At 42.9% G+C, this 20167-nt stretch carries 19 protein-coding genes and 1 tRNA gene; 3 read left to right on the plus strand and 17 right to left on the minus strand.

What is annotated here, in order from left to right; translation table 11 throughout:
* Positions 1-15 precede the first annotated feature (15 nt).
* The gene (rpoB, locus tag HT725_RS06055; protein ID WP_173253221.1) at positions 16-3627 is read right to left on the minus strand and encodes a DNA-directed RNA polymerase subunit beta; all 3612 of its coding nucleotides are present in this window, start codon (positions 3625-3627) and stop codon (positions 16-18) included.
* 413 nt (positions 3628-4040) lie between these two features.
* On the opposite strand from rpoB, the gene HT725_RS06060 reads away from it, so the two are divergent.
* Positions 4041-4111 (plus strand) — tRNA-Cys (locus tag HT725_RS06060).
* Between the two features lie 188 nt (positions 4112-4299).
* On the opposite strand, the gene HT725_RS06065 is transcribed toward HT725_RS06060, so the two are convergent.
* The 11 genes from HT725_RS06065 to HT725_RS06115 form a co-directional block, all read right to left on the minus strand.
* Positions 4300-5631, minus strand: a complete 1332-nt coding sequence (locus HT725_RS06065; protein ID WP_138037720.1) for a hemolysin family protein — start codon at positions 5629-5631, stop codon at positions 4300-4302.
* Between the two features lie 154 nt (positions 5632-5785).
* Positions 5786-6610 carry a DNA/RNA non-specific endonuclease gene (locus tag HT725_RS06070; RefSeq protein WP_173212200.1) on the minus strand — a complete coding sequence of 275 codons (825 nt, stop codon included), beginning with the start codon at positions 6608-6610 and terminating at the stop codon, positions 5786-5788.
* A 38-nt stretch (positions 6611-6648) separates the two neighbouring features.
* Positions 6649-6843 (minus strand): DNA-directed RNA polymerase subunit beta, encoded by a 195-nt coding sequence (locus tag HT725_RS06075; protein WP_050236587.1) that lies wholly within the window; start codon positions 6841-6843, stop codon positions 6649-6651.
* Complete coding sequence (gene murA, locus HT725_RS06080) at positions 6830-8113, minus strand: UDP-N-acetylglucosamine 1-carboxyvinyltransferase (protein WP_173212201.1); 1284 nt, start codon at positions 8111-8113, stop codon at positions 6830-6832. Before murA ends, HT725_RS06075 begins: the two co-directional genes overlap by 14 nt.
* A gap of 23 nt (positions 8114-8136) precedes the next feature.
* Complete coding sequence (locus HT725_RS06085) at positions 8137-8367, minus strand: DUF1146 family protein (protein WP_078156193.1); 231 nt, start codon at positions 8365-8367, stop codon at positions 8137-8139.
* A 57-nt stretch (positions 8368-8424) separates the two neighbouring features.
* Positions 8425-9462, minus strand: a complete 1038-nt coding sequence (locus tag HT725_RS06090; RefSeq protein WP_173253222.1) for a SepM family pheromone-processing serine protease — start codon at positions 9460-9462, stop codon at positions 8425-8427.
* Positions 9446-9934, minus strand: coding sequence for a pantetheine-phosphate adenylyltransferase (gene coaD / locus HT725_RS06095; RefSeq protein WP_057488225.1), 489 nt, complete (start codon positions 9932-9934; stop codon positions 9446-9448). Before coaD ends, HT725_RS06090 begins: the two co-directional genes overlap by 17 nt.
* Positions 9924-10463, minus strand: coding sequence for a 16S rRNA (guanine(966)-N(2))-methyltransferase RsmD (gene rsmD, locus HT725_RS06100; protein ID WP_173219370.1), 540 nt, complete (start codon positions 10461-10463; stop codon positions 9924-9926). Before rsmD ends, coaD begins: the two co-directional genes overlap by 11 nt.
* A 64-nt stretch (positions 10464-10527) precedes the next feature.
* Positions 10528-11520 carry an aspartate--ammonia ligase gene (asnA, locus tag HT725_RS06105; protein ID WP_173219367.1) on the minus strand — a complete coding sequence of 331 codons (993 nt, stop codon included), beginning with the start codon at positions 11518-11520 and terminating at the stop codon, positions 10528-10530.
* 110 nt (positions 11521-11630) lie between these two features.
* Entirely contained in the window at positions 11631-12314 is a 684-nt protein-coding gene (locus tag HT725_RS06110; RefSeq protein WP_173219364.1) for a Bax inhibitor-1/YccA family protein, read from the minus strand.
* Between the two features lie 55 nt (positions 12315-12369).
* Complete coding sequence (locus HT725_RS06115; RefSeq protein WP_173253223.1) at positions 12370-13110, minus strand: RNA methyltransferase; 741 nt, start codon at positions 13108-13110, stop codon at positions 12370-12372.
* A 33-nt stretch (positions 13111-13143) separates the two neighbouring features.
* On the opposite strand from HT725_RS06115, the gene HT725_RS06120 reads away from it, so the two are divergent.
* The gene (locus HT725_RS06120; protein ID WP_173253224.1) at positions 13144-13422 is read left to right on the plus strand and encodes an acylphosphatase; all 279 of its coding nucleotides are present in this window, start codon (positions 13144-13146) and stop codon (positions 13420-13422) included.
* 77 nt (positions 13423-13499) lie between these two features.
* Complete coding sequence (gene yidC / locus HT725_RS06125) at positions 13500-14426, plus strand: membrane protein insertase YidC (RefSeq protein WP_173253225.1); 927 nt, start codon at positions 13500-13502, stop codon at positions 14424-14426.
* A gap of 222 nt (positions 14427-14648) precedes the next feature.
* On the opposite strand, the gene pflA is transcribed toward yidC, so the two are convergent.
* From pflA to HT725_RS06150, 5 genes are all read right to left on the minus strand, one after another.
* A complete protein-coding gene (gene pflA / locus HT725_RS06130) occupies positions 14649-15443 on the minus strand; it encodes a pyruvate formate-lyase-activating protein (protein ID WP_173253226.1) in 795 nt (264 codons plus the stop codon).
* A gap of 113 nt (positions 15444-15556) precedes the next feature.
* Positions 15557-16819, minus strand: coding sequence for a diaminopimelate decarboxylase (locus HT725_RS06135; RefSeq protein WP_173253227.1), 1263 nt, complete (start codon positions 16817-16819; stop codon positions 15557-15559).
* A gap of 66 nt (positions 16820-16885) precedes the next feature.
* A complete protein-coding gene (gene purR, locus HT725_RS06140; RefSeq protein WP_025169708.1) occupies positions 16886-17713 on the minus strand; it encodes a pur operon repressor in 828 nt (275 codons plus the stop codon).
* A 266-nt stretch (positions 17714-17979) separates the two neighbouring features.
* Entirely contained in the window at positions 17980-18921 is a 942-nt protein-coding gene (locus tag HT725_RS06145) for a 3'-5' exoribonuclease YhaM family protein (RefSeq protein ID WP_173253228.1), read from the minus strand.
* A complete protein-coding gene (locus tag HT725_RS06150; RefSeq protein ID WP_173253229.1) occupies positions 18911-20167 on the minus strand; it encodes a DNA recombination protein RmuC in 1257 nt (418 codons plus the stop codon). The genes HT725_RS06145 and HT725_RS06150 overlap by 11 nt, the downstream gene beginning before the upstream one ends.

The raw sequence follows: 20167 nt of genomic DNA on the forward strand, positions 1-20167 counted from the left end.
TTCTAAGTGAACTGCTTATTCTTGTTCAGCAGCTTCTTCTGTTGCTTCCGCTTTTGTTGCTTTCTCAGCTTCTTCAGCTTCAAAAGCTGCTTTTGCCTCTTGGGCTGCTTTTTCGCGGGCTTTTTCAAGGTCATCTACGTGGATGACATCTTCGTCCATTCCTTCATCCAAGTCGCGAAGTTCCACTTCTTGGTCATCTTCGTCTAGGACACGCATGTCAAGACCAAGAGATTGCAATTCTTTGACAAGAACTCGGAAGGATTCTGGAACACCTGGTTTTGGAATTGGTTTTCCTTTTGTAATAGCTTCATAAGCTTTCAAACGTCCGTTGATATCGTCAGACTTGTAAGTCAAGATTTCTTGAAGGACATTTGACGCACCGTAGGCTTCAAGAGCCCAAACCTCCATCTCACCGAAACGTTGTCCACCAAACTGAGCTTTACCTCCGAGTGGTTGTTGGGTAACAGTTGAGTAAGGTCCGACTGAACGCGCGTGCAATTTATCATCAACCATGTGGTGGAGTTTGATCATGTACATGACTCCGACAGAAACACGGTTATCAAATGGTTCACCTGTACGTCCATCGTAAAGGATTGTTTTGGCATCGCTATCCATACCAGCTTCTTTAACGGTTGACCAAAGGTCTTCAGAACTTGCTCCGTCAAAGACTGGTGTTGCGATATGAATTCCAAGAGTACGAGCCGCCATACCAAGGTGGAGCTCCATAACCTGACCGATATTCATACGTGATGGCACCCCAAGTGGGTTCAACATGATATCGACTGGAGTTCCGTCTGGAAGGTAAGGCATGTCTTCTACAGGAACGATACGAGAGACAACCCCTTTGTTTCCGTGACGTCCGGCCATCTTATCTCCGACCTTGATCTTACGTTTTTGAGCGATGTAGACGCGAACCAGCATGTTAACACCTGATTGCAATTCATCTCCATTTGCACGTGTAAAGATCTTAACATCACGAACGACACCATCGGCACCGTGTGGTACACGAAGAGAAGTATCACGTACTTCACGAGATTTGTCTCCGAAGATAGCGTGCAAGAGACGTTCTTCAGCTGAAAGGTCTTTCTCACCCTTAGGTGTTACTTTACCTACAAGGATGTCGCCTTCTTTAACCTCAGCACCGATACGGATAATCCCCATTTCGTCAAGGTCTTTAAGGGCATCTTCACCAACGTTTGGAATTTCGCGAGTGATTTCTTCAGGCCCAAGCTTTGTATCGCGCGTTTCTGATTCGTATTCTTCAAGGTGAACAGATGTGTAGACATCGTCTTTAACCAAGCGTTCGCTCATGATAACAGCATCCTCGAAGTTGTAACCTTCCCAAGTCATGTAGGCAACGATTGGGTTTTGTCCAAGCGCCATTTCTCCATTTTCCATAGAAGGTCCGTCAGCGATGAAATCGCCTTTTTCAACGACATCGCCAACTTTTACAAGCGTACGTTGGTTGTAAGCAGTACCTGAGTTTGAACGACGGAATTTTTGGATGTGGTAAACGTCCAATGAACCATCTTCACGACGAACTTCTACCTTGTCAGCATCTGCGTAAGTAACTTTACCGTCGTACTGAGCAATCACAGCAGCTCCTGAATCGTGGGCTGCTTGGTATTCCATACCAGTACCAACGTAAGGTGCTTGAGGATTGATCAATGGCACAGCCTGACGTTGCATGTTGGCTCCCATGAGGGCACGGTTGGAGTCATCGTTTTCCAAGAAAGGAATACATGCCGTCGCAACGGCAACTACCTGTTTTGGTGATACGTCCATGTAGTCAACAACATTAGCTGGATACTCTTGGTTGACCCCTTGGTGACGTCCCATGACAATCTTCTCAGCAAATGTTCCATCTTCATTCAGACGAGAATTAGCCTGTGCTACAGTAAATTCATCTTCTTCATCGGCTGTCAACCAAACGATTTCGTTGGTAACAACACCTGTTTCACGGTCAACTTTACGGTATGGTGTTTGAACAAAACCATACTTGTTCAAATGTCCGTAAGATGACAAGTTGTTAATCAAACCGATGTTAGGTCCTTCAGGTGTCTCGATTGGACACATACGACCGTAGTGAGTGTAGTGCACGTCACGTACTTCATATCCAGCACGGTCACGTGTCAAACCACCAGGCCCTAAGGCTGACAAACGGCGTTTGTGAGACAACTCAGAAAGTGGGTTGTGTTGGTCCATGAACTGTGACAACTGTGATGAACCAAAGAATTCTTTAACCGCAGCTGTTACAGGACGGATATTGATAATTTGTTGTGGTGTCAAGACTTCATTATCCTGAACAGACATACGTTCACGGACATTACGTTCCATACGAGAAAGTCCAAGGCGTACTTGGTTGGCAAGCAATTCACCAACCGCACGGATACGACGGTTTCCAAGGTGGTCGATATCATCTACACGGCCAAGTCCTTCAGCCAAGTTGAGGAAGTAGCTCATCTCAGCAAGGATATCTGCAGGAGTCACCGTACGAACCTTGTCATCTGGATTAGCATTACCGATGATTGTTACGACACGGTCTGGATCCGTTGGTGCAACAACCTTGAACTTTTGAAGAACAACTGGCTCAGTCACAACCGCTGCATCATTTGGAATGTAGACAATCTTGTTCAAGTCGCCATCCAAATGGCTTTCAATGCTTTCAATCACACTACGAGTCATGATTGTACCAGCTTCTACCAAGATTTCTCCAGTTTCAGGGTCTACCAATGGCTCTGCAATGGTTTGATTAAGCAAACGTGTTTTAACATTGAGTTTTTTATTGATCTTGTAACGACCAACTGCTGCTAAGTCATAGCGACGTGGGTCAAAGAAACGAGCTACAAGTAAGCTACGTGAGCTTTCAGCAGTCTTAGGCTCACCTGGACGAAGGCGTTCGTAAATTTCTTTCAAGGCTTCGTCGGTACGAGAGTCCATTGGGTTCTTGTGGATATCTTTTTCAACAGTGTTGCGAACCAATTCGCTGTCACCAAAGATATCAAAGATTTCATCATCACCTGAGAAACCAAGGGCACGAACCAAGGTTGTAAATGGAATCTTACGAGTACGGTCGATACGAGTGTAGGCGATGTCTTTAGAGTCGCTTTCAAGTTCCAACCAAGCTCCACGGTTAGGGATAACAGTTGAACCGTAGCCCACTTTACCATTTTTATCAACTTTATCGTTAAAGTAAACACCTGGTGAGCGGACCAACTGAGATACGATGATACGTTCACCACCATTGATGATGAAGGTACCCATTTCAGTCATGATTGGGAAATCACCAAAGAAAACTTCTTGGGTTTTGATTTCGCCTGTTTCTTTATTGATCAAGCGGAAGGTTACAAAAATTGGTGCTGAGTAGCTAGCATCGTGGATACGAGCTTCTTCTAGCGTGTATTTTGGTTCCTTGATTTCATATCCAACAAATTCCAACTCCATTGTGTCTGTGAAGTTTGAAATTGGCAATACATCTTCAAACACTTCCTTAAGACCGTGGTCTAGGAAATCTTTGAATGAGTCAGTTTGAATTTCAATCAAATTTGGTAAGTCAAGAACTTCTTTGATTCTTGAAAAACTACGACGGGTACGATGTTTCCCGTATTGAACGTCATGTCCTGCCAAGATGATTCTCCTTTGTAAATAAGTTCCAAGCCTTGTCAATCAGGCTTTCTAATCGTCATATGGTTGTAAAACCCCTATCACCGTGTCCCTTTGATGAATTTTCAGAATCTTTAAGTCTTTGTTACAAGTATTCGAAATCCTGAAAAAAAGCACAAAAAGAGCAGCTAAATCTGACTTTTTCAGAAGATTTAACTGCTGTGAGCCTTGTCTGGACAATATTTCAGACAAAACCTACGACAAATGATTACTCATATTATACCCTATTTAGCTAGATTTTTCAAGGGGATTCAGTAGTTTTTTGGTAATTTTTTCCCATAGAAAACTTGGCATCGCATCCGAATCACACTATGGTACAAAAAACTGAAAAAGCTATTGACTGAAAATCATTTTCAAGGTATAATAAGAAACGTTAAGGCGGTATAGCCAAGTGGTAAGGCACGGCTCTGCAAAAGCTTGATCGTCGGTTCAAATCCGTCTACCGCCTTCTATAACTTGATTTATCAGGTTTCAAATGAACAGAAAGCCCAATTTGCAGGGCTTTTTTTTATTTTTCTTCTGATAAATACGGATAATTTTGAAAAATTTTTGGGGCAAAGTTCTTTCCATGACATAATTCCCTCATGAAATCAACTGAAAAAAGCTTCGTCACGCCTGGTGACAAAAGCCTCTAGTTTATTCTGTTTCTTCTTCTATTTCGACTTCTGTGATCTGGACTTTTACCTTGGTAACACGTCCATTTTTCACTTTATCATTGGTTAAGATAAGCTGTTTGTTTTGGCTGACTAATTCATAACTGAGTTTCTCAGTCGTTGGAATGGTCCCAACTCCTGTCAAATAATAACCAGCGATGGTATCAACGTCATCACTTTCCAGTTCAACATCAAAGTAATTATTGAAATCATTGAGGGTCATAGTTCCTTGAACAATGTAAGTATCCTCGCCAATCTGATGAACATCTATTGCTGCTTTGTCCGTTTCATCATCAATTTCACCAACAATTTCCTCTAAGAGGTCTTCCAAAGTCACCAAACCAGCCATCCCACCGTATTCATCCAGCAAGATTGCCATTTGTCTTTGGGTATTTCGCAATTCTTTTAGCAAGTCATCCACAAAAATAGTTTCAGGTACAAAAAGTGGATCTTGTAAGATTTTCTTCCAAACAATATTATCAAAACCGTCCACAAAACCAGCCTTAAGGAGACTCTTGGTGTGAATGATTCCAATCACATTGTCCTTATCCCCATCGTAAACTGGTATACGGGAAAAGTTTTGTTTTAAAATACTTTGGATAATGGCTTGACTATCATCCTGAATATCCACCATAAAGGCATCCGTTCGAGGAACCATAACCTCTCGTGCCATCAGTTCATCGAGCGAAAAGACACCTTGTAGCATCTCAATCTCATCAGCATCCAACGTTTCTTCACTATTTGTCAGCATATAGGCAATTTCATCACGGGTCATCTTTTCATCCGCATCATCGAATGACATAGGAGTCAAACGGCTCAAGAAATTGGTCGAAGCAGCTAAAAGCCAAACAAAAGGACTGACTAGTTTTCCGATCCCAATGATAACCGGCGCTGTACGAATGGCCAAGGCATCCTTTAGATTAAGAGCGATTCTCTTAGGATATAATTCCCCAAAAACGATGGAAATATAGGTCAAAAATGCCAAGGATAGAAAAGTTGCCACGGCTTGTGCTGTTTCGCCATTCCCAAGCCAAGAGGCAATCACACGTCCTAGAGTATCAGCTAAACTCGCCCCTGATAAGATTGTAATCAGGGTGATTCCTACCTGAATGGTTGATAAAAAGTGGTTAGGATTTTCTAGTACCTTCAGCAGGCGGATGTAGCGTCTGTCTCCTTCTTCCGCCTTTTGTTCAACTCGGGCACGATTAAGAGAAACCATGGCCATTTCTGTGGCTGAGAAAAAGGCATTTAATACCGTCAAGATAAACAATAAAACAAATTGTAGCAACAAATTCTGACTACTTGGGTCTTCCATAGTTCTTCTCCTAAAATAGTATCTTGTCACTTATTATATCACAAAAATTAACTCAGTACATATTATTTTTTCTCAGTGTCTATTCTAGTTCTACTTAAATTGTCCAAAAAAGAACTCCTATATCCATAAGTGACATAGGAGTTTATCTTATCTTTTACTGAGTTACCGTTACTTCTCCAGTTCGGTAATCCAGTTGAAGTCCCTTTTGGACATTGGGAACTAGAACATTGAATTCCAATTCTCCGTCTGAAGACTTGGCTTCAATCTGTGAAGCTGAAGGAACTAAATCCTCGTTTGAAGCGTAATAAAGGGTTACACGGTAACGGACACGCTTGTTTTGGTCCAAGGCTTTACGCACCTTGCTTTCATAGTAGTTTTGACCAGTCGAATCCTCGGCTTGCGCCTGATTTGCCCAGGCTGTTTGAACAGCAATGTTTTTGGGATTGCTTGTTGAGGCATCAAAACCATCCAAGCCACCGATTAAGGCATAGCCTAACAAGTGCCCTCTATCAACGGCATGGGTATAAGAGCCCTTTAGATTCTTAACCTGATGCCAACCTGGAGGAGTCCAAGAAGTTGAACCATTCCCAGTTTCTTCACGATTCTTGTACTGGCGAGTGGCCTTAGACAAGAGGGCATTAGCCACGGTTGGAACAGTTTCCTTGCCCACTGTCTTTGTTTTATTATCAGCGTAGGGCTTACTTGAAACCTTGGCATTTAGGTTTGTTTTATTACCATTGACGATAAAAGCACCAGCCCCGTTCCACTCCAGACTCCCTTTTATTTGGCTTTTGACTGCATCTGTTAAGACACTTTCCGCCAATTCTTGACCAGGCGCGTCTGGTGATTGACTTTTCTGACTTATTTTTGTCTTAGCAGCCTGATTGCCTAGTTCATTCTGCTTAATATAATAGCTCCCCGCAGATAAGAGCAATAACACTAGCAAGCCAATCAGTGTCTGTCTTGTTTTTTTGTTCATATTCCTCCTTATCTTTAGAAAAAGGCTGGTCTCCCAGCCTAATTTCCTGTAAATTTATGAATCAATTCCTGCCATTTTGCTGGAGACAAGATAGCCCATGGATCTTGACCCTTGCCCAAGATTCCATAGCCGACCATTAAGCCGATTCCTAGGGCTAGAAGCCCTAAAATCAGTACCAAAATAACTAAAAGTAAACGCTTGATTACGTAGCTTGATTTCTTATTCTTCTTCATCACTTGCCTCAATCCGCTGAATCTTAGCACCTAGCTGCTCCAACTTCTCATGGAATCGGTAGTAACCTCTATCCAAGTGAACCAATTTACCGACCACAGTTTCTCCCTGTGCTACCAAACCTGTCAAAATCAAGGCTGCACTGGCACGAAGGTCAGTTGAAAGAACTTCTGCTCCCTGCAAAGCCTGTCCACCAACAATACGAGCTGTATCACGGATAATTTCCGAGTGCAAGCCCATGCGTCGCATTTCTTCTAGGTGTTGGAAACGATTTTCGAAAACTGTCTCCACCATGGTTGATTCGCCTTTTGCGACTGTCATCAAGGCTGTAAATTGAGCCTGCATATCTGTTGGAAATCCTGGGTGGGGCAAGGTTTTTACATGAACAGCTTTTAGATTTTCTAGTTGAGAACGAACACGAATTCCTTCAGTCTCCTCTGTCACTTCCACTCCCATTTCAAGCAATTTGGCAATCAAGGGACGGTTGTGCTCCCAAACAGCGTCTCGAATCAAGACATCACCACCAGTCATGGCAGCAGCTACCATAAAGGTTCCTGCTTCGATACGGTCTTGGACTACATTGTGAGTCGTACCATGAAGTTTCTCAACACCAGTAATGGTAATAGTCTCTGTACCAGCCCCTTTGACCTTGGCTCCCATTTCATTGAGGAGAATGGCTAGGTCGACAATCTCAGGCTCACGCGCAGCATTTTCAATCACTGTGACCCCATCAGCCAGAGTCGCTGCCATCATCAAGTTCTGCGTAGCACCAACACTTGGAAAGTCCATATAGATATGGGCACCATGTAAGCGATCAGCCTTGGCTTCGATATAACCAGCAGTCTGGCTAATCTTAGCCCCCATAGCTTCCAGACCTTTCAAATGAAGATCGATAGGGCGACTACCAATCGTACAACCACCTGGCATGGATACTTTGGCATGACCTACACGGGCAAGGATTGGCCCTAATACAACGATGGAGGCGCGCATCTTGCTGACATACTTATAAGGGGCTTCCTCAGTGATGTCGCCAGTAGCATCCACCTCAACAAGATGGGCTTCCTCATCAAAGTCAACCTTGGCATTCAAACCACCAACTACCTGATTCATAATAAAGACATCCGACAAGATCGGTACATTCTGTAAGACTGTCTTTCCTTCACTTGCTAGAATAGTCGCTGCCAACAAGGGCAAGACTGCATTCTTTGCTCCTTCGATGGTTACACTTCCTACCAGACGATTATCGCCACCTTGAACCACAATTTTGTCCATACTCGTTTCCTTTACATTTGATTTTATAATAATCCTCTAAGCGCTTCTTGCCACAACTGATATAGGCCGATAAAGAAAGAACTCATGATATAGCCCATGACAATGCTGAAAAAGGCTACTAGTAAACGAACTTTTCCTGTATTCTCAGTTGTCACTTTTAAAACCTTTTCCCATCTAACAAGATTCTTTAAAAGGTAAAAACTCACATAAATAAAGAGCATGTGACTGCTTAGAGTGAATAATAATTGAACCATTTGACTATTATACCATCTTCTCTGTTTGTGCGCTAGTTTGGAAACTTCACTTAAAAACTAGGGATTGTTTTTCAAGTAATCAATTGCATCTTGTAGGGTTTTAACAGGCACGATTTTCATATCTGTCTTGATTGTTTTGGCTGCTTCTAGGGCTGTTTGGTAGTTGTTTTTTGCATCCGGGTGTGCTTTTTGTTCTTCTTCGCTAACAGGGTTATCAGGGGCAAAGAAAATAGCGGCACCTGCTCTAGTCGAAGCTACAACTTTCTTGTCAATACCACCAATATCCCCCACATTGCCATCGCGGTCAATGGTACCTGTACCGGCAACAATACGACCATTACGAAGACCTGGGTGAGCTATTTGAGTATAGATAGCTAGACTAAACATGAGGCCAGCACTTGGACCGCCAATACCAGCTGTTGAAAAACTAATTGGGACATTGCTGATTACCTCTGTACGATCAATCAAGCCGATTCCAATCCCATTTTTTCCATTTTCCAAGCTGATAATCTTTCCTTCTGCAGACTTGGTTTGCCCATCCTCTTCATAGGTGACCTTGACGGAGTCCCCTAATTTTTGAGAACTGACGTAATCAATCAAGTCTTTAGAACTATCAAAGGTCTGATCATTGACTGCTGTGACCGTATCAGAGATATTGAGAATCCCTTTAAAGGTTGAATTATCCGTCACATTCAAGACATAAACCCCAAAATACTTGAGTTCGATATCCTTACCAGCTGTTTTTAGACCTTGATACTTGGCCATATTTTGCGATGTTTGCATGTAGAATTGATTGATCCGCATAAATTCAACATTGGAAGTTCCACCTGTGGTCTCCTGGGCACTACGAATATCTGTAAAAGGCGTCAACCAAGCATAAACCATATGGGCTAAAGTGGCATGCTGGACACCAACCGTAACAAAGTGATAGGCACCAGCCGCCTGATCTTCTGTGTCATTTACTTTAAGGACTTGGCGAATATCTTCCGAACCACCTGGAACCTCTATATAGTAGGGCAAAGGCACTACAAATGCCAAGAAGGTCACAATCAAGGCCGCAATGACATATAAGGGCCATCTAATCTTTTTTTTCATTTCTTATTTCCTCCAAAATACTCTCAGGAACATAGCAAGCAACATCCTGACCAAACTTCAATAGCTCTCTAACACCTGATGAACTGAGATAGAGATGTTCAGGTCGGCTATGTAAATAAATAGTCTCTATATCAGGAGACAGCTGATGGTTGTAGTAATCAAAACTGGCTTCATATTGCAAATCCGACGCATTCCTCAAACCTCTCACTAGGCAAGTAGCCCCCAGTCTTTTCGCAACATCAACCACCAATTCATCATGAGAAGACACAACTTCAACATTTTCCAAATGTTTCAAAGCTGTTTCTAGCCCTCGTTTACGATTTTCGATAGGGAGAAATCCTTGTTTGTGGGGATTAAAAAAAATACCCACATAGAGCTTATCAAAAAGTCTGCTCGCCCGTTCAATGATATCCAGATGCCCATTTGTCATCGGATCAAATGAGCCTGTGAATAAGCCAATCTTATCTGACATAGACTGTCACCTTACTAATTCCATAAATCTTTTCCTTCCAGATGCCCAGACAGGCAATTTCTTCTGGAAGTTCAACGGCCTTATCCGTCTCACACACGACCATGACATCTTCAGAAAAAAGTGCTCTCTCAGCCATTTTTTCAATATCTGCTACGATTTGTTCCTTGGCATAAGGAGGGTCTAAGAAAACGAGGTCAAATTCCCCAGATACCTGTTCCAATGCCCTCTCTACATCCATCTTGAGGAGTTGAAATTTTCCAACATCCTTGGTCATCTGAATATTTTCAGCCACGATAGTCTGAGCCTTACGGTCTCTCTCCACCAAAACAGCGCTGGACATGCCACGCGAGACTGCCTCAATAGATAAACCACCACTACCTGCATAAAGGTCTAAGACTCGTCCCCCTTCAAAGTAGGGACCAATCATGTTAAAAATAGCTCCCCTAACCTTATCCGAAGTAGGTCTTGTCGTCTTGCCTTCTAGTGTCTTGAGGGAGCGTCCCCCATAGATTCCTGATACGATTTTCATACCGTTTATTATACCAAATTATAGACAAAAAGAGAAAGAAAACCGAACCTTGCGGTTCGATTCTCTACAAAATATTTTCGTAAGTATCGCGGACTTCTTGAGGCCAAACACTTGTTTGCACTTCTCCGATATGTTTCTTGCGAAGTAGGAACATGGCCATACGAGATTGTCCAATTCCTCCACCGATTGTCAATGGGAATAGACCATTCAACAAAGCCTTGTGCCATTCCAATTCCAAGCGGTCTTCATCACCTGTGATGGCGACCTGACGGCGAAGCGTTTCTTCATCTACACGAATCCCCATAGAAGACAACTCAAAGGCTCCACCTAAAGACTCATTCCAAACAAGAATATCACCATTTAGACCCTTGTAGCCATTTTCAGACTCACTTGTCCAGTCATCGTAGTCTGGTGCACGTCCATCGTGCGGTTTACCATCTGGCAACTCACCACCGATACCGATCAAGAAGACGGCTCCAAATTCTTTACAAATAGCATTTTCACGTTCTTTCGGTGTCAAGTCTGGGTAGCGTTCTACCAACTCTTCTGTGTGGATAAAGGTGATTTGTTTTGGCAAGATAGATTCGATGTCATAGCGAGCTTCAACAGCTAGCTCTGTCAGGCGAATAGCCTTGTAAATCTTCTCAACTGTTTCTTTTAGATAAGCGATGTTACGCTTACCATTTGGGATAACCTTCTCCCAGTCCCACTGGTCAACATAAACAGAGTGAGTCGCATCCAGCGAATCTTCGTCTGGACGAAGGGCCTTCATGTGGACGAAAAGACCTTCACCCTCACCGAAACCAAAACGAGCCAAGGTATGGCGTTTCCATTTAGCAAGGGAGTGCACCACTTCATAAGTAGCGTCAGGGATTTGGAGAACCTTGACCGATACGGCATTCTCAATACCTGATAAGTTGTCCTGCATCCCGTCGCCGACCCTGCTCAAGATAGGACCTTGAACTTCGACAACTTCTAACTTATCTTTCAAATACTGGGTAAAAGTGTTTTTGACAAAGGAAATTTCTTCTTGTTGGTGGATAAAACTTTTCTTCATAGGCTACTCCTCAAAAATTAGTTAAAAGCATTATACACCTATTTCCAAGAAAAGAAAAGAGAAAATTTAAAAAAATCAGTGCTCCTTCGAACACTGATGTTAGGTACCTTCTAGTCATTGCGACCAAAGATACGCAAAATACTTAGGAAGAGATTGATAAAATCAAGATAGAGACTGAGAGCCATTGACACAACCCAACCTGTCGCTACACGACCTTGTGATTGTTCATAAGCGAGACGAATTCTTTGGTTGTCCCAAGCAATCAGCCCAGAGAAGACCAAGACCATGGCTACGCTGATCATATAATCAAAGAAGCCACTAGCCAAGAAAATATTGACTATCATAGCAATAATCAAACCGATGAGGGCTGCCATCATAGCACGACCAAGGCCACTCAAATCTTTCTTAGTGAACATACCGACTGCCGCCATGACAAAGAAGAGAAGGGCGCTTGATACAAAGGCAGACAAAACCGTACCTGGAGTATAGAAGGCCACCACAAAACTGAGGGTAAAGCCATTTAATACTGAGTAAAGTAAAAATACTGGAAGAGCCGCTGGACTATTTCTTGAAGCCATGCTACTGGCAACGAAAACCAAGGCCAACTCCGCAAAAGTAGCAATGGTCAACCAGAGACGCCCCTGCATCAAAAAGTAAACTAACTGAGACTGAAAGACCGTCAACATAAGGCCCGATACCAAAGCAGATAGTCCGATTCCCAGACCAACAAAGGCATAAACCTTAGCGTAAAATTGATTGAGACCTGCACGGTCATGTATAATAGTGTGATTCATCCTTTTCTCCTTTTCTATGAACATCTTTCCTTGATTATAGCAAAAAAAGTTAAAATTAGCTTAAATGGAAGATTAAAATACCGGCTGCAACGGCAACATTCAAACTCTCTGCCTGCCCCTTCATACTAATGTGGACCAACTGGTCTGCACTTTCAGCCATGAGGGGACTAATTCCTTGACCCTCATTCCCCATGACTAGTACAAAATTTTCTATAGAAGGCAGTTCTCTGTAATCAACAGAATCTTTAGATAGAGTTGTTGCCAGCACCGGGATACCTGCCTCTTTGGTTTCCTTAAGAAGCGCTTGACTAGACATCCGGTAAATAGGCAGATGAAAATGACTGCCTTGCATGGAACGTAAGGTCTTGAGACTGTAGATATCTGCCGACTTATCTGAAACAATCACTCCAGTAAAACCTGCTGCATCCGCAGTCCGAATGATAGTTCCCACATTACCAGGATCTTGCACATCTTCCAAAAACAAGAACTTGCCCTGACTCAAATCAGCTTGCCCTACTTCTTCTTTTTGAACCACCGCAACAATTCCCTGTGGAGTCTGAGAATCCGCCAAATCTAGCAAAATATCCTCTGACACCCAGACAGTTTGCGGAAACGAGGCTAACTGATCTCGATAACTTTCTAGGGCAAAGATTTTTTCAATCGTCACTCCAGCTTGAACAGCTTCTTCAAACAAGTGCCAGCCTTCAATCAAATAGGCAGACTTGCGGTATTTTTTTTGATGTAATTTTTTGGCATTTTTTACCACAGAATTGGCTTTTGAGGTTATAATAGTCATAGAAATATTATAACACAATCAAAGGGGTTTGGTATGCAAAAGATTAGAATGATTGCCCAAGGCAGGGTGCAGGGAGTCGGCTTTCGTTGGGGTGTTTACAGCTTGGCACTTGAAATTGGTGGCATCACAGGTCGGGTATGGAATAACGACGATGGCACAGTGGAAATCTTAGCCCAAGCAAACTCATCTGCTATCATGGCAAAATTTATCCAAGAAATCCGCAAAGGACCCACACCTTTTTCAAAAGTCAGCTACTTAGATGTCAAACTGAGCAACTTTCCTCCTTACCCTGACTTTAAAATCGCAAATTAGGTCTCTAGAACTATTGTATATTTTGTAAAAAAACAGTAGAATAGAAAGGTATAATTTTTAAAGAAGGAATAAAAACAGTGAAATCTATTAAACGTTTTGCACTCTCGGCTATGGGAGTGGCTATGTTGCTTGTCTTGACTGGCTGTGTCAATGTTGATAAATCCACAGGCCAGCCAACAGGATTTATTTGGAATACCATCGGAGCTCCTATGGCTGAAGCTATCAAGTACTTCGCTACTGATCAAGGTCTAGGCTTTGGTGTCGCTATCATCATCGTAACCATTATCGTGCGCTTGATTATCTTGCCACTTGGTATCTACCAATCATGGAAGGCAACGCTTCACTCTGAAAAGATGAACGCCCTCAAGCACGTCCTTGAGCCACACCAAACGCGTCTCAAAGAAGCAACTACTCAAGAAGAAAAACTCGAAGCCCAACAAGCTCTCTTTGCTGCTCAAAAAGAGCACGGTATCAGCATGTTTGGCGGTGTAGGATGTTTCCCTATCCTCCTTCAAATGCCTTTCTTCTCCGCTATCTACTTTGCTGCCCAACATACTGAAGGTGTTGCTCAAGCAAGCTACCTAGGAATTCCTCTAGGTTCTCCAAGTATGATTTTGGTTGCCTGCGCAGGTGTCCTTTACTATCTTCAATCGCTCCTTTCACTTCACGGAGTAGAAGATGAAATGCAAAGAGAACAAATCAAGAAAATGATTTACATGAGCCCACTCATGATTGTCGTCTTCTCCCTCTTCTCACCAGCTAGTGTCACACTTTACTGGGTTGTCGGTGGTTTCATGATGATTCTCCAACAGTTTATCGTCAACTATATCGTTCGTCCAAAACTTCGCAAAAAAGTCCGTGAAGAACTAGCCAAGAACCCACCAAAAGCACGTACTTTCTCTACACCAAGTGGACGAAAAGACGTTACTCCTGAACAACCAACTGCTATCACAAGCAAGAAAAAACACAAAAATCGCAACGCTGGAAAACAACGTTCGAGATAAGAAGAAAAAGGCTTAGCTGATTTGCTAAGTCTTTTTTGCAAGTCATACTCTTCGAAAATCTCTTCAAACCACGTCAGCTTCGCCTTGCCGTACGTATGGTTACTGACTTCGTCAGTTCTATTCACAACCTCAAAACAGTGTTTTGAGCTAACTTCGTCAGTTCTATCTACTCTTTGATTTTCATTGAGTATCAAAAGCCCGATGTTTCCATCAGGCTTCTTTTTATCCATGTACACGTTTCATATAGTCTTGGTAACTTTCGGTATCCATGAGTTGTTTAGCGTTCTTGACGCGGTCTGCTGTCGGTGGTTTAACCCCTTCGAGTGAATAAGGAATTCCCAATTCACGCCATTTGAATTCTCCCATGGTGTGATAAGGTAGAATTTCAAACTTATCAACATTTTTGAGGGTCTTGACGAACTTACCAAGTTCAATCAAGTCATCATCTCTGTCTGTCAAACCTGGAACTAGCACGTGGCGAATCCAGACAGGTTTTCCAATATCTGATAGATACTGGGCACAAGCCAGAATGTTTTTATTGATTTGGCTAGTGACAATTTTGTGCTGTTCTTCGTTGATTTCCTTGATATCCAAGAGAACCAAGTCAGTGACAGCCATGAGTTTGTCAAACTTTTCAAGGTAACGTGGTTTATTACGGAAAGGAAGGGCACAGGTGTCCAAGGTACAGTGGATTCCTTTTTCCTTGGCCTTGGTAAAGAGGGCAATCAAGAAATCAATTTGCAAGAGGGCTTCTCCCCCACTGACAGTGATTCCTCCCTTGTCTCCCCAGAAACCGCGGTAGCGCAAGGCCTCTGTCAAGACATCATCTACCGTCCGTTCACGTGACTTATTGGACTCCATAGCCCAAGTGTCCGGGTTATGGCAATACTGGCAACGCATGTGACAGCCCTGCAAAAAGACAATAAAGCGAATACCAGGACCATCTACCGCCCCAAAACTTTCTGTCGAATGCACCATTCCTGTCACTTGTCCATAATCAATTGTTTCTTCAGACATATCGTTACCTTCCTTGAAAACGTTTTATAGTTTTATTATATCACGACTTGAAGGAAAAACAAGATTTTTACCTATTTTTTAGAAAGCAATCTGTTTTTCAATTTCATTTTCAATTACTTATCAGATTCTTCTTCAAAATCAAAGCCATACAAGGTTGCAAAATAGTCCTCAGGACGCTCTGCACGGCGGATTTGACGGGCTTTGCCTTCTTCGGTATAAAGGATTTCCGCAGAACGAAGTTTGGCGTTGTACTGGTAGCCCATTGAAAAACCGTGGGCACCTGTATCATGAATGACCAGCAAATCACCGATTTCTGTATGAGGAAGTTCGCGATTCACTGCAAATTTATCATTGTTTTCACAAAGTGAACCGACCACATCTACCACTTCAACTGGTCCATCTGGATGGGTCACGTTAGTAATATGATGGTAGGCTCCGTACATAGCTGGACGCATGAGATTGACTGCTGATGCATCCACACCTAGATAGGTACGGTAGGTTTTCTTCTTATGAGTGACTCTTGTGACCAAAGTACCGTGAGGTGCCAACATAAAACGACCCAATTCGGTAAAAATCTTGACCTGACCAAGACCTGCTGGCGTAAGGACCTCTTCATAAACCTTACGAACCCCCTCACCAATCAAGGCAATATCATTTGGCTCCTGCTCAGGACGATAGTTGACTCCAATACCGCCAGAAAGATTGATAAAGTCTAGTGAAATACCCAACTTTTCCTTGATTTCAACAGCCAATTCAAAAAGCTGACGCGCCAACTCTGGATAATAGAGATGGGTGACGGTATTGGATGCTAGAAAGGAGTGAATCCCAAAAGTCTTAGCTCCTTTTTGCTTCAAGATAGCAAAAGCTTCAAAGAGCTGGTCCTTGGTCATGCCAAACTTGGCTTCTCCAGGATTGTCCATGATGTCTGTCCCCAGTTCAAAAACACCTCCAGGATTGTAACGACATGAGATGATTTCTGGAATGCCTGCTGCTCTCTCCAGATGTTCAATATCTTCAAAGGCATCCAAGTTAATGGTAGCACCCAATTCACGTGCATAGGCGTATTCCTTATCTGGCGTGTTGTTTGAAGAGAACATAATCTCAGAACCAGGGAAATCCAGTTTATGACTCATCAAAAGCTCCACATAACTAGAGCAGTCCACACCGCAACCTTCCTCTTGGAGAATTTTCAAAATAGCTGGTGTTGGAGTAGCCTTAACTGCAAAATATTCCTTAAAGCCCTTGTTCCACGAAAAGGCTTGATTGACGGCTCTTGCCTTCTCACGAATTCCCTTCTCATCATACAAGTGAAAGGGAGTCGGGAACTCGGCAACAATCGCTTCTAAGTCTTCTTTATTGATAAATGGTGTTTTCATAAGTTTCCTTCTATTCTATTTGCAAAGAAAGGCTGGGACAATCGTTCCAACCTTTAGTTCTATCTCTTATTTATCTTCGTCAAAGATATTGCCAACCTCAACATCAATGGCTTGATTCTTGACATCAATATTGGTTACCTTCAAGAGTGACTTGTAGTCAAACTGCTTTTCACGTTCTTCTTGGGCATTGTCCGCAAAGACCGCTACACCTGCCAATTCTGAATCAAACTCTCGCAAGAGACTGATCATCCCGTTGACCGTTCCGCCACCTTTCAAGAAGTCATCCACAATCAAGACACGGCTGCCTGCCTTGAGACTACGTTTTGAAAGGAACATTTTCTCAATGCGGTCACCACTTGAACCTGATACATAGTTGACGCTGACAGTTGAACCTTCGGTAATTTTCAGGTCACGGCGCACAATAACAAAAGGAACATTGAGGACATTGGCAACTGCATTTGCAAGTGGAACACCCTTAGTCGCTACTGTCATAACCGCGTCAATTTTTTGATCCATAAAACTCTTGGCAATAATGCGACCAATATTTTTCAAGATGGCTGGTGTGCTAAGTAAATCAGATAGGTAGATGTAACCACCTGGCAAGATACGGTCACTTTCTGACAACTTGGCACGCAAGTCTTCAACCATTTCCTTAGCATCCTGACTCGAAATAGATGGTGTAAAGATGACACCTCCGCCAGCCCCAGTTACTGTCTGGATATGACCGATTTCGATTTCCTCAAAGGCGCGTTTGATAATCACGATATCTTCTGAGATAGATGATTTAGCAGATTCATACTTTTCAGCAAAAGTATTGAGACTAGTTAGTTTATAAGGATGATTAATCAAATAGTTGGAAATGACAACCATCCGATCACTTCTTCTTAATTTCATTTCTATTTCCTATTCCATTTTTATTCAAAAAATCAAAAAGCAAACTAGAAAGCTGGTCGCTGACGATTCAAAACACTGTTTTGAGGTTGTCGATAGAACTGACAAAGTCTGTAATATAACTACATATATACATACGACAAGGCGATGTTACCCTAGTTTGAAGAGATTTTCGAAGAGTATTCATTTTTATCTTTTACTTATTATACCATATTCACAGAAAAAAACGAACATTCTTATCCTAAAAAATGCTCATTTTTCTTAAATTATTAATCTAAATCTGGTTTATAGAAGGAACGATTGTCCATAGCGAAGATTTTATTGGTCATCTCTCCCTTATCCACCAAAGCCAGAGCTGTTGACATCATCATCATGCTTGCATCCAGATTATCAATCATATGGATAATCTCTGCTTCCATAATGCGTGGACGGACTGGACTTCCATACTCTAGCAAGCCGTGGTGACTAAGGATGACGTGACGAAGCAGAACGACTTCTTCCTTGGTATCATCGATACCGAGTTCCATAACTGTCTTAGTAATTTCACTATCAATCAGAGCGATATGTCCAAGAAGATTACCTCGCACTGTGTACTCGGTCTGGTCTGGTCCCGTCAACTCGATGACCTTAGCCAAGTCATGTAGCATAATCCCCGCATAGAGCAGGCTCTTATTGAGCTGAGGATAGATTTCGCTAATGGCATCTGCCAAACGCACCATGGTTGCCGTATGATAGGCCAAACCCGTTTCAAAGGCATGGTGATTAGTCTTGGCAGCGGGATAGGAGTAAAATTCCTTATCATACTTGGTGTAGAGCTTTCGGACAATTCGTTGCCAGACAGGATTTTCAATTTTAAAAATCATTTGCGCCATATAGTCACGGATTTCCTTGACATCAACTGGCGACTTGACCTTGAAATCAGCTGGATCATTGGGTTCACCAGATTGAGGCAAGCGCAAGGTGATTTGATTGACCTGAGGGGTGTTATTATAAACCTCTCGGCGCCCTTTCATGTGAACAACCTTACCTGCTGTAAAGGCCTCAACGTTATGAGGTTGGGCATCCCAGAGCTTCCCTTCAATCTCGCCACTATCATCTTGGAAGGTAAAGGCTAGGTAGTTTTTCCCAGCTCGAGTTTGTCTCAGGTCAGCTGACTTGATTAGGTAAAAGCCTTCAAACAGCTCATCTTTTTTCATGTGACTAATCTTCATATTCTTCCTCATCTTCTTGGAAATGGAGTAGATCAAGCGCAGGCTCACCTTCTGATAACTCAATGTGACGGAGCGTCCGCTCGATAGCTGTGGTACGACGGTTTAATAGTTCATCAATATTGCTAGAGGCATGTTGGAGGTGTTTTTGTGCCTTAACCAGAATGCCACCAAACTTGCCAAACTCGGTCTTGACACTGGCAAGTGTCTTGCTGATATGGTCAGCACTTTTTTGGATATTGAGAGTCTTGAAACCAACTGATAGAGAGTTAAGCAGAGCTGATAGGGTACTTGGACCTGCGACAATAATCTGCTCCTCCCGCCTCAAATCATCAAAGAAGACCGGATTGCGAACGATCTCTGAATAAAGACCTTCTGTCGGAACAAATAAGATTCCAAAATTGGTCGTCCGAGGCGGTGCTATGTACTTGCTCTTGATATCCTTGGCAAAGCGCTTGACGCTTGCTAAAAGCGACTTACGACAGCGTTCGATTTCGTCCTTGTCACCCGCTTCATAGGCTTCTTCTAAGCGGTAATAATCTGCCAGTGGAAACTTGGAGTCAATTGGTAGATAGACGTATTCCTGGTCGCCTTGTCCGGGTAACTTGATGGCATACTCAACTCGTTCACTGGAGTTTTCAACCGTTGCGTATTCTCGTTCATACTGGGCAGGGGTCATGATGTCCTCAATAATTTGCCCCAGTTGCAATTCTCCCAGAATCCCTCGCGTTTTGGTTCCTGAGAGAACCTTATTGAGGGCTCCAACATCGCGGGCAACTGTCTGCATTTCTCCAAGACCACGATTGACCGACTCCAGTTGTTTGGAAACTGTCTCAAAGGAAGCCTGCAAGCGTGTCTGCAAGGTCTTTTCCAACTTTTCCTCGACTGTTTGGCGCATTTGTTCCAAACGTTGCTCATTTGATTCCTGCAGGGCTTGAAGCCGTTGGTCGGTCTTGTCTCTGGTTTGGAGGAGATTATCTGTCATTTCTTGACGGACTTGCGTCAATCCTTGATGCAACTCAATTCGCACTTCTTGCAAACGGTCGCTGACAGCCACTTCCAAGTCTTTTTGATCTAACCGACTGGCTTGTCTGGCTTGTTCAAAGCGATAATCCAACTGGTCTGACAAGTGATCTGCCTGATCCTCCAAGATCTTGCTGAGATGTTTTTCCTGCTTAGCCTGCCTTTGCCAAATCAGAAAGAGGCCAGCTAGGTTGGCAATCAATAATAGAACAAGTAAACTTTCCAT

The organism is Streptococcus sp. 2579, assembly GCF_013277195.1.
Lineage (GTDB): Bacteria > Bacillota > Bacilli > Lactobacillales > Streptococcaceae > Streptococcus.

Excerpts from the sequence above, each read along its gene's own strand:
- HT725_RS06075 (WP_050236587.1), bottom strand. The coding sequence starts at position 6,843 with ATGAAGAAGAATAAGAAATCAAGCTACGTAATCAAGCGTTTACTTTTA.
- asnA (WP_173219367.1), bottom strand. The coding sequence starts at position 11,520 with ATGAAGAAAAGTTTTATCCACCAACAAGAAGAAATTTCCTTTGTCAAA.
- murA (WP_173212201.1), bottom strand. The coding sequence starts at position 8,113 with ATGGACAAAATTGTGGTTCAAGGTGGCGATAATCGTCTGGTAGGAAGT.
- HT725_RS06120 (WP_173253224.1), top strand. The coding sequence starts at position 13,144 with ATGCAAAAGATTAGAATGATTGCCCAAGGCAGGGTGCAGGGAGTCGGC.
- HT725_RS06065 (WP_138037720.1), bottom strand. The coding sequence starts at position 5,631 with ATGGAAGACCCAAGTAGTCAGAATTTGTTGCTACAATTTGTTTTATTG.
- HT725_RS06145 (WP_173253228.1), bottom strand. The coding sequence starts at position 18,921 with ATGAAGATTAGTCACATGAAAAAAGATGAGCTGTTTGAAGGCTTTTAC.
- pflA (WP_173253226.1), bottom strand. The coding sequence starts at position 15,443 with ATGTCTGAAGAAACAATTGATTATGGACAAGTGACAGGAATGGTGCAT.
- HT725_RS06090 (WP_173253222.1), bottom strand. The coding sequence starts at position 9,462 with ATGAAAAAAAAGATTAGATGGCCCTTATATGTCATTGCGGCCTTGATT.
- HT725_RS06110 (WP_173219364.1), bottom strand. The coding sequence starts at position 12,314 with ATGAATCACACTATTATACATGACCGTGCAGGTCTCAATCAATTTTAC.
- HT725_RS06135 (WP_173253227.1), bottom strand. The coding sequence starts at position 16,819 with ATGAAAACACCATTTATCAATAAAGAAGACTTAGAAGCGATTGTTGCC.
- coaD (WP_057488225.1), bottom strand. The coding sequence starts at position 9,934 with ATGTCAGATAAGATTGGCTTATTCACAGGCTCATTTGATCCGATGACA.
- rsmD (WP_173219370.1), bottom strand. The coding sequence starts at position 10,463 with ATGAAAATCGTATCAGGAATCTATGGGGGACGCTCCCTCAAGACACTA.
- HT725_RS06115 (WP_173253223.1), bottom strand. The coding sequence starts at position 13,110 with ATGACTATTATAACCTCAAAAGCCAATTCTGTGGTAAAAAATGCCAAA.
- HT725_RS06070 (WP_173212200.1), bottom strand. The coding sequence starts at position 6,610 with ATGAACAAAAAAACAAGACAGACACTGATTGGCTTGCTAGTGTTATTG.
- HT725_RS06085 (WP_078156193.1), bottom strand. The coding sequence starts at position 8,367 with ATGGTTCAATTATTATTCACTCTAAGCAGTCACATGCTCTTTATTTAT.
- purR (WP_025169708.1), bottom strand. The coding sequence starts at position 17,713 with ATGAAATTAAGAAGAAGTGATCGGATGGTTGTCATTTCCAACTATTTG.
- HT725_RS06150 (WP_173253229.1), bottom strand. The coding sequence starts at position 20,167 with ATGGAAAGTTTACTTGTTCTATTATTGATTGCCAACCTAGCTGGCCTC.